At 49.9% G+C, this 9,419-nt stretch carries 6 protein-coding genes and 1 pseudogene; 1 reads left to right on the forward strand and 6 read right to left on the reverse strand.

Features of this window, described 5'->3' with window-relative positions; all coding sequences use genetic code 11:
- Positions 1-114: 114 nt before the first annotated feature.
- From HMPREF3066_RS07755 to rpsT, 3 genes are all read right to left on the reverse strand, one after another.
- On the reverse strand, positions 115-795 hold the full coding sequence (locus HMPREF3066_RS07755) for a DUF502 domain-containing protein (RefSeq protein WP_070441823.1): 681 nt from the start codon (positions 793-795) through the stop codon (positions 115-117).
- Between the two features lie 159 nt (positions 796-954).
- Positions 955-2,175, reverse strand: coding sequence for a phospholipase A (locus HMPREF3066_RS07760; protein ID WP_070441826.1), 1,221 nt, complete (start codon positions 2,173-2,175; stop codon positions 955-957).
- Positions 2,176-2,415: 240 nt separating this feature from the next.
- Positions 2,416-2,679 carry a 30S ribosomal protein S20 gene (gene rpsT, locus HMPREF3066_RS07765; protein WP_002212556.1) on the reverse strand — a complete coding sequence of 88 codons (264 nt, stop codon included), beginning with the start codon at positions 2,677-2,679 and terminating at the stop codon, positions 2,416-2,418.
- 303 nt (positions 2,680-2,982) lie between these two features.
- Between rpsT and HMPREF3066_RS07770 the strand changes: the two genes are divergently transcribed.
- Positions 2,983-4,125 carry an extracellular solute-binding protein gene (locus tag HMPREF3066_RS07770; RefSeq protein WP_049225929.1) on the forward strand — a complete coding sequence of 381 codons (1,143 nt, stop codon included), beginning with the start codon at positions 2,983-2,985 and terminating at the stop codon, positions 4,123-4,125.
- A 105-nt stretch (positions 4,126-4,230) separates the two neighbouring features.
- On the opposite strand, the gene HMPREF3066_RS07775 is transcribed toward HMPREF3066_RS07770, so the two are convergent.
- The 3 genes and pseudogenes from HMPREF3066_RS07775 to HMPREF3066_RS12395 all read right to left on the reverse strand — a co-directional run.
- Positions 4,231-6,960, reverse strand: a complete 2,730-nt coding sequence (locus tag HMPREF3066_RS07775) for a lactoferrin/transferrin family TonB-dependent receptor (RefSeq protein WP_060974614.1) — start codon at positions 6,958-6,960, stop codon at positions 4,231-4,233.
- Positions 6,961-7,046: 86 nt separating this feature from the next.
- Positions 7,047-8,825 (reverse strand): transferrin-binding protein-like solute binding protein, encoded by a 1,779-nt coding sequence (locus HMPREF3066_RS07780; RefSeq protein ID WP_070441829.1) that lies wholly within the window; start codon positions 8,823-8,825, stop codon positions 7,047-7,049.
- A 136-nt stretch (positions 8,826-8,961) separates the two neighbouring features.
- Positions 8,962-9,405: pseudogene (locus HMPREF3066_RS12395) on the reverse strand (aspartate/glutamate racemase family protein); the annotation flags it as partial.
- Between the last annotated feature and the right edge of the window lie 14 nt (positions 9,406-9,419).

The following is a 9,419-nucleotide window of genomic DNA, read 5'->3' on the forward strand; positions in this document are numbered from 1 at the left end:
CCGTACTGGTTTAAAGTTAATCCACTATACAACAGCTAAAAACAATAATGACAATGTAAATAGCCATGAATCAAGGCCAAAACGACCATGTGTCATGTGTTTACCATCTCTAGTTTATTTTTCTAAACATCGTATTTCGGCTTGGGCTTTGAGCGGCAAGTCATCCGGCATCACCATGCCCAACGAAATCACATATTTCAATGCTTCGTCCACGCTCATATCGAGTTCGCGCACGTCGCTTTTTTTCACCATGATGTAATAGCCACCGGTCGGGTTGGGCGTGGTCGGCACATAGACGGAAAGATAGTCGTCATCGTGCGGCAGGCTGCCTTTGAGTTTGTCGGGAATATGCCCTGATACAAAGGCAATCGTCCAAATATTGGGTTGCGGGAATGGAACCAGCACGGGCGTTCTGAACGAGCGGCTGCTGTCGGAGAGCAGGGACTCGGATACTTTTTTAACGCTGGAATAGATGGATTTGACGACGGGGATCCGTCCCAACAGGCTGTCCCATGCGGCGAGGATTTGACGCCCCAAAACGTTGGCGGCGAACACGCCGGTCAGAAATAAGACGACAATGGCGGCAATAATGCCCAGGCCGGGAATATTGAATCCCCAGAAATATTGTGGCTGCCATTGCTCGGGCAGCAGGCTGATCAGCCGGTCGGCGGCTGATATGATATAGCTGACCGCCCAAATGGTTACGGTTATCGGCAGCCACACCAGCATGCCTGTAATTAGATATTTTTTTAATGCCTTGGCAACTTTTCCGCCTTCGGCCGTTTGTTCTGTCATCTTCTGTGTCATTCCGACAAATATCGCCCAAACGTTGCATTATACGCGTTTGGGCGATAGGAAACGAGTGTTTTTAATATGGGGAGGGTGTTTGTTTTGCTTTCAGACGACCTGTGTACAACATGGTGTAATAAGGTCGTCTGAAAACGGGGTTGGGCGTCAAATTCCGTCCCAGTCGTTGAACATCAGACCGATGCCGATGCCGTTTTGTTTGTGGTTGTAATCAATCAGGCTTTCGCCGTAGCCGTGAAAGCCGCGCACGACGCCTTTGAGTTTGCCTTTAATTGGGAAAGTATAGGCGGCTTCAACCGCGCCGTGTCCGGTTTTGGGATTGTAGCGTAGCAGGGACGAAATATTTTGTTTGTCGTTCAGACGGTATTGCAGCTTCAAATCGCCATAACCCATGTAGTCGGTAATGTCGGGATTGTCGTTGTTTTCGCCGGTCTGATCGAATGCGCGCATCCACACGCGCGGGATGACGGTCAGCTTGCCCCATTCCATCCCCGCCAATGCGTAAACGCGGTTCCATGAGCGGGATTCGGGACGGCTTTGTCCGTTGGATTGGTGGACGAAGCCTGCGCCGACCATCCGCAGTTTGCCGCCGAACGGCAAATCTGCCTTCACGGGCTGGGTCAGGAAGATTTCAGGTTCGTAATCGGTGTTGCGGAACGGTGCGGATTTTCTGCCTTGGTTGTAAATCTGCCAATCGGATTTTTGGGTGTAGCCGAACCACAAATCCGCGCGGGTTTTAAACAAATCTTCAGCGATTTTGCTTTTGAACGAAACTTGCAGTTTGGTTTCTATGTGTTTCTGTTCGCTGAATTTTTCCTGATTGGTCGTGCTGCGCGAAGGGGAATGGGGATGGAGGTTGGGCGAGCTGTTGTACCATGCGGGCATCAGGTACATGGGATTGTGCTCGCGCACGCTCAACAAGCCGCGCGAGTCGTTTTTGTCCAAATCGTACATCAGGCTCAGCGGCGTGTAGGCATCGGCTGCGGTGCGGAGATTGTCTTCCGAAAGGGTGGATTGTTCTTTATTTTCGTCAAACACAATCGTCGCCGCTTTTTTCTCGCGGCTGGTGCTGATGGTTTTGGGCAAATCGACCGGCGCTTTGGCGGTTTCTTCGCGAATGACGGGCAGCGGTGCTTGCGGCGGCAGTTGAGCTGAGTAAATGCTGTCGTAACACGCCAAACGGGTGGCATTGTCTTGAATGGAGGTGCATTGCAAAGCCGTGTCGGCATAGGCGACAGGGGCGGCTGTTCCGCCGACAAGGATAAGCATCAAGGCGCGCCGACATTTGGAGAATGACGGTTTTTTGTTCTTTAGGGCATCGCTTTGCGCCAAATCGTGTTTCAACATCTTGTTCATCATTTCATTCATGGGATTGCCGATTGGGCGTTTTCAGACGACCTTTTGCCTGAAAATCGGGATTAATCGTTTGAAAAATAGATTAAACCGCATTTTACCGCCTTACGTCTGCTTTACGGCAGGTCGTCTGAAAAGTTTACATCAACTTGCACCACATACGGCAATGCCCCTGAAAGGTTAAGACCTCAGGGGCATCGTTATCTGCTTGCCTGTCCCGACGCGGTAACACGCCAAGGCGATGGGCGAAAAAGATTAAGCTAATGCTTTTACTTTGGCAGACAGACGGCTCTTATGGCGGGCTGCTTTGTTTTTGTGGAATACGCCTTTGTCAGCGATACGGTCGATGACTTTAACGGACTCTTGGTAAACTGCTTGAGCAGCAGCTTTGTCGCCGGCTTCAACTGCTTTCAACACTTTTTTCACCGCGGTACGGAATGCGGTACGCAGGCTGGCGTTGTGGGCGCGTTGTTTAACCGATTGGCGGGCACGTTTGCGGGCTTGTGCGCTGTTTGCCATATTGAATATCTCCTGAAAAAATAAATTCTGTAAACGCGCAATTCTAAAGACAGATTCCTCTATATGCAAGTATTTTCTCTGTTTGCGCGCGCAAATCGCCCGTATTTTGCCCAAAAACGACATCTTGTGCAACGCCGTTTTCCCGAGTCTAAGAAATCATGACTTATTTCAATAAAAATCAGTCAGATATTGCTTTGAGTTCTCACCCACTTCCATTACAATAGCCCCGCTTTGCGCCGGGGTATTGATGGGGTGCAGAGTGTTCATTTTCCGTTAACAATCTTTCATCAGGAATCTGCCCGTATGAAAAAATCCGTATTAGCCGTATTGGCGGCATTGTCGCTGGCCGCTTGCGGCGGTGGCGAGAAAAAAACCGAGCAACCTCAAGCAGGCAGCGCGCCTGCTGCCAATGCCGAAGCAGCCGCCACCGATACTTTGAACATCTACAACTGGTCGAACTACGTTGACGAGAGTACCGTTGAAGACTTCAAAAAAGCCAATAAGCTGAAGCTGACCTACGACCTTTACGAAAACAACGAAACCCTCGAAGCCAAAATGCTGACCGGTAAATCCGGCTATGACTTGGTTGTTCCCGGCATCGCCTTCCTGCCCCGCCAAATCGAAGCGGGTGCTTATCAAAAAATCAATAAAGACTTGATTCCCAATTATAAAAACATCGATCCCGAATTGTTGAAAATGCTGGAAACTGCCGATCCGGGCAACCAGTATGCCGTTCCTTATTTCTCCGGCGTCAACACTTTGGCAATTACGGCGAAGGGCAAAGAACTTTTGGGCGGCAAGCTGCCTGAAAACGGTTGGGATTTGCTGTTCAAGCCTGAATACACCAACAAGCTGAAATCCTGCGGTATCGCCTTGTGGGATACGCCGAGCGAGATGTTCCCAATTTTGCTGAACTACTTGGGTAAAGACCCCAAAGGCACAAATCCTGATGATTTGAAAGCGGCGGCGGAAGTGCTGAAAGCCATCCGTCCTGATGTAAAACGTTTCAGTCCGTCTATCATTGACGAATTGGCACGCGGCGACATCTGTCTCGCAGCGGGTAACGGCGGCGACTTAAACTTGGCGAAAGCCCGTTCCGAAGAAGTGAAAAACAATGTCGGTATTGAAGTCTTGACGCCGAAAGGTATGGGATTCTGGATTGAATCTTGGTTGATTCCGGCCGATGCGAAAAACATCGCCAATGCCCACAAATACATCAACTACACGCTCGATCCCGAAGTGGCTGCGAAAAACGGTATCGCCGTAACCTTCGCGCCGGCCAGCAAACCGGCACGCGAAAAAATGCCTGCCGAGCTGGTGAACACACGTTCTATTTTCCCGAACGAGCAAGACATGAAAGACGGTTTCGTGATGCCTCAAATGAGCGCAGATGCGAAAAAACTGTCTGTCAACTTGTGGCAAAAAATCAAAGTAGGCTCCAATTAATCCGGAATATTGAAAAACGCCGTCTGAAATTCTTCAGACGGCGTTTCTAATTTTACCGCAATATCCGTGCCGTTCACCTATTGCCTTGATGCACGGTTGCTTAGGTTAAAACTTCATCTCCAAAGTCAGGGTGTAATTTCGTCCCGGTGCGGCGTAGCGGTTATACCTGCCGACATTATTGTGCCTATTGACCGCTCCTTCGGCAGTCTGCCTTACAGACTCCCAAGTGGTATACCGGTAGTTGAAGAGGTTATACACGCCTGCGCGCAGGGTCAGGTGTTTCTTGATATTGTAATATCCGGAAACATCCGTAACATGCCAAGGCCGCGTCCGCCGTGATGCTGCTTTTTTAGCATTGGCATTACCGTTCAACAGCGCCTGGCTGCCTAGCAGTTCGTCAACAGATTTTGCCTTGGAATAAGTAAACATCGTATTGATACCCCATATTCCGTCAGGATGGTCGTAACCCAAACCCAATACATATCGTGAAGGTTGGACGGCATCAAAGAGATATGAAGTTACAAACGTCCTGTCGGCGCGTATATCGGCATCTTTGACCTTGATACGGTTATAGGCAAGCGTGGAATACAACCCGTCCGGCAACCCGCCCCATACACCGTGCCAATCGATTTTACCCAAAATATTGATACCGGCTATCCGTGCATTTTGAGCATTTCGGTATCCGGGGTCGCCAGAAGCCGAAGTTTGCCCGTTTTGAGTTCGGGTTTCATAACCGAATGCAATCAGGTCGCGATAAGCATTGTTGAAATAGCTGGCTTCCAAATTGCCGAAGTCCCCTTTAAATACAATACCTGTCTCTCTATTAAAGGATTTTTCCGGTTTCAGATCCAACGTTTTCAAAGACTCCCCGGCTCTCCAGCCGTACATTTCGGCAAACGACGGTAGACGGAAGCCCGTAGAAGCGCGATAAGTCAAATCCATCCAGGTGAAAGGCTTGAGGACTACGCCTGCGTTCCAAGAAAGGTTGCGGTGAGTGCCGGTAGAGACACTCTTATCTTCCGAATGCGTACTGCGGTAATCGTAACGTATGCCTGCTCCGACATCCGCCCACCTTCCCAAACGAACATTGTCTTGAACGGCTGCATAATAACCGTTGCCGCCGATATTCCTCGGTGTGCAGTCTGTATAGGTGTTATTGCCGAAACGGCATATCGGCGATGTATTGACCGTGGTCTTGCCAATAGACACCCAATACGGTTTGCCTTGACTTCCGTTGGGTGACTGCGCCCCTTCCGGGATTTTCGATCCATATGCCTGAACTGCGTTTTGAAGATAATAATCGCTGTGGGACAATTGCGACTTAAAGCGGTCGTACCCTAGATTGATACTCAAATTGTGACGGATTTTGGCCGTATTAAATGCCTTTTTAAATACTGCTTGGAACAGGTTTCGGCTTTCTTCATAAATCATCCGGTCGGATTTATAGAAGGAATACGGTTTATTGCCGTCGGGACGGCAATTTTTATCCGAACCGTCGTGAGAGCAATGCGTCTGCTGCAAACGGTTGTCCAAATCTATACCTTGCCGGTCATAAGAAAGTCGGGCGTAATCGGCCCAGGTATCCTTGTCAGCATTATGGTAAACATATTCGACCCCGTACCGGTTTTTAGTATGGCGTTCATCATAAAACACGCCGGTACCGTAACCGATACCCTGCAATGTACCGCCCTCTCCCTGAACAAACAGCCTTTCGGCCTTATTATTGCCCGAATATTTGCCAAAGCCGCTCGGCGTACCGTTTCTCCGGACACTTTCATTCAGATCGGCCTCGGTAAAATAGGCAGGAACAGTCATATCCCGTGTATCAAAGGTCTGCTGCGTACGTTCAAGAACGGCTCCGACATAATGGCGGTTGTCCAAATGCCAACCCGGTCGGAACAGCCATGATTGGCTGCCATACTCAAGCGGGTCCGCAAGGAAGCGGCTGGGGCCGGTATAATCCTGCGTGCTGACGGTTTTGCGCTCATCTTTGGCCAAAGCATCTTTTTTCGCATTGTCTTTACAGGCCGCATATCCATTGGAACATTCCTCTTCGACAATGAAATTTGCGTACGGATGGGTATCCTCGACCGGCATCAGCCGGTTGAAACTCTGCACACCTTTACCAGCATCTTTATGCGCATGGATTTCCTGCCCCCGCCGTTTAGTATAAATAAGGAGGGCTTCCGCGCCGCCGCTGCGTCCTGCAAGCGCAAGGGACTGTGTCAGGGCATGGTCTTTTCCAGAATAGGCAGTTTTACTCTGAATGCCCCACTGTTTTCCCTCTCCGATAATGTCGGCTGCGGTTTTGGTTTGAAATGCGACCGAACCTGCCAATGCGCCGTTTCCGTATTCTGATGAATTCGAACCCTTGCTGATTTCAACGGTCTTAACGTTTTCATACTCAATTTCATTGATTGCGCCGCTGCTGCCCGCCGTCCTCGTCCCACCCAATGCCGCCTGCGCGGTGTAGGACTGTATTTGCGAAACGCCGTCTACCGTTAAGGAAACGCGGTTTTTATCCATGCCGCGTATTGAATAGCCGGAACTTGCGCCCCGACCCTGTTCGACCACGGCAATACCCGGATCGTAACGGGTCAGGTCTCGGATATTCAAAACCTGTTCTTTACTTAGCGTCTCGGAAGATTTGACCAGCTTGCCCAGCCCGGTTACTTCGTTATCACGGCGGGTTTTCTGTTTTTTCGCATTGACCTGCACGGTATCGAGCTGCTTTTCCCACACTTGTCCGGCCGGTAAAACATCCGCATAAGCAGGCAGCGCAGTCATCAGCGACAGGCACAAAATATTTAATCGGAACAAATGTTGCTGTTTCATATCATTTCTCTACTTACTGCCTTCAGGCGGCATTTAAAGCCGATATGCCGTCTGAAGAACTTTCCTCTTTCAACCGGCAGCCCAGTTTACCGGACAAGCTGTTGGCGTTTCGCACCGAATACCACTGCCGCCTTGCCGCTTTCTCCCTCCAATGTATTTCCGGAGAACGATCCGCCCATCTCAATGGCGTTTTTGCCGTAGAAGCCACCGGACACATCTGCACGGATATTCGTCCGTTTCGGATCGATGGTATTTTTCGGATCTAATGCAAAGCCGTTTTCACCGGTTTTCGCCACACCTGAAAAACCGTTGCCCTGAATCGTGGCAGTGATGGTGAATACGGGGGCAATGCGGTCTTTCGCCGTCAGCATACCGTTGAGGGTTTTCTCGGCAAAATTAACTTTAAACTCCGCCCGGTTACCGCCTTCCTTATTGGAAGGTTCGACACTCCAGCTCGTACCATTAACAATAGTACCCGACCATGTACCGCGATATACCGCCTCTCCCGCCGTTACAGGCATATCGGAAACCGGCGTACGGCTGCCCTGCAGGAACATATCGTGCGAACCGCCGTGTTCCAACACCCCGAAATGCAGGTAATCCAAATTGGAGCAGCATACCGACACCTTCACACCGTCTTTCTCAAATACATGCTGGAATGCCGTCTGAGTGCCTTCGGACGGCACAAGCGCAAGCTCTACGCCGTCAATCAGCAGTTTGGCCACGTTGCCGAAGCTGTCTATCTGTTTTTTCACAAAATCCGCACCGATACGGTAAGCGTCCATAAAGGCTTCAGCCAATGGTTTTTCTGCACCATCTTTCTGTTTCGCGCTGAATACGGCAAGCACTTTCTTATCGTTTGCCAAAAACTTGCCGCCCAACTCATCGCCCTGAGGCCCGTAGAAACCACCTTCCAGACTATCAGAATCAGAAACGAAGGGATGACCGTTCCCAGTATCTTTATCTGCAGCCAACGCCTTACCTTTGAAACGGTTACCGTGCAGGTTAGCCTGAATGTCGTAACGTTTAATTTGTTTGGCTTTATTTTCGGTTTCGTTATGGGTAATCCGGTTATTGCGGTAGAGCGCGCCGGTCATGGTCTTGGCGGCGAAGTCTACCTCAAACTCGCTGGTCAGCCCAAAATCGGTCTGACCTTCCGGTGCCTCGCTTTTATTGCGCAACACATCCGCTTCCTCGGCAGACAAAGCCCCGTACCTATCGCCCGCTTGCGAATTACCCAACTGGGAAAACTTCTGTTTTTCCTTGGCATCGGTTACATAATCCCAAGTGCCTTTGTAAATCGACTTGCCCATCGGCAGAGCTTGGGAAGGATTGCTGCCTTTGTAGAAAAGGTAGCCGTCCGCGCCGGAAAGGGCGATATTGTTTTTGAAATCGATTTTATTGGCACCGTTGCGGTAGATATAGCCCGAGCGGACATATTGGAAATCCGTGTATCCTTCCACACGGCTTTTGCCGTCGCCCGTTGTGATGGATTCGTTCAGCGTACCCTTATCCATCGCAAAAATCTCATTCTTTTGGGGAAACTCACCCGGCTCACCCGCACCTAATTTCTCCCAATCCGCTTCTGATAATGCCTTATGATCTTCTTTATTTTTCGGGTGCCAGTTCCGACGCGGTATTTTGGCTGCAAAACCGTAAACCGGACGGTCGTTTTCCGCCGCCTGCGCTTCATCGGGTTTTGCCGGTTTTTCAGTCTGTTCGTCTTGGTATTTCGGTGCTTCGGACTGCGGGTTGTGCTGTTTCGTTTCCACGCTGTCCAAATCGAAACTGCCGCCGCCCGCGCAGGCAGAAAGCAGCAGCACAGGCAGGATACCGGCTGCTTGGGCAATAAGTGAATTTTTCATATCAAATTTTTAAAAATGATAATAGTTTATATTTTATTAACTTAAAATGTAATTTGCAAACATTTTCTGACGTACCTTCACAAAAAACACCCGCACATCCTTACTCCGGATATGCGGGTGTTTGAGCAAACCTTGCCTAACCCAAAGACACCATTTCAATCTGCTCCATCGTCCTACCCAGAAAACGTTCGCCTATCGTTCTGAATTTCAAAGGAATATCGCTGACATAAAAACGATAGTCGGGATTATTGTTGTCAGTATTGAGTAATCCCTCCTGCGCAAGGACGCGTGCTGTTTCTTCAGCCGTCGTAATTGCAGAATCAACCAAAGCGACATTACCCGCCTCCCTACCGATTAAGGGCTTGAGCAAGGGAAAGTGCGTTCAGCCCAACACCAGCGTATCGATGCCGTCTGCAAGCAATGGTTTGAGGTATTCGCATACGGTCAGGCGGGTAACTTCATGTTCCAACCAACCTTCCTCCACCAAAGGGACGAGCAGCGGCGCAGCCTGCGTGCGGACGAGCGTATCAGGGTTGTTCCTATGGATGGCGCGCGTATAAGCTGTAGAAACCAGTAGCGTTGTTTACAGTATTT

Origin of the sequence: Neisseria sp. HMSC03D10 (genome assembly GCF_001807625.1) — a bacterium.
In the GTDB taxonomy this organism is placed as follows: domain Bacteria; phylum Pseudomonadota; class Gammaproteobacteria; order Burkholderiales; family Neisseriaceae; genus Neisseria; species Neisseria mucosa.

Bases quoted from the DNA above. Each gene is read 5' to 3' on its own strand.
- HMPREF3066_RS07755 (WP_070441823.1), bottom strand. From the start codon at position 795: ATGACAGAACAAACGGCCGAAGGCGGAAAAGTTGCCAAGGCATTAAAA.
- HMPREF3066_RS07760 (WP_070441826.1), bottom strand. From the start codon at position 2,175: ATGAATGAAATGATGAACAAGATGTTGAAACACGATTTGGCGCAAAGC.
- rpsT (WP_002212556.1), bottom strand. From the start codon at position 2,679: ATGGCAAACAGCGCACAAGCCCGCAAACGTGCCCGCCAATCGGTTAAA.
- HMPREF3066_RS07770 (WP_049225929.1), top strand. From the start codon at position 2,983: ATGAAAAAATCCGTATTAGCCGTATTGGCGGCATTGTCGCTGGCCGCT.
- HMPREF3066_RS07775 (WP_060974614.1), bottom strand. From the start codon at position 6,960: ATGAAACAGCAACATTTGTTCCGATTAAATATTTTGTGCCTGTCGCTG.
- HMPREF3066_RS07780 (WP_070441829.1), bottom strand. From the start codon at position 8,825: ATGAAAAATTCACTTATTGCCCAAGCAGCCGGTATCCTGCCTGTGCTG.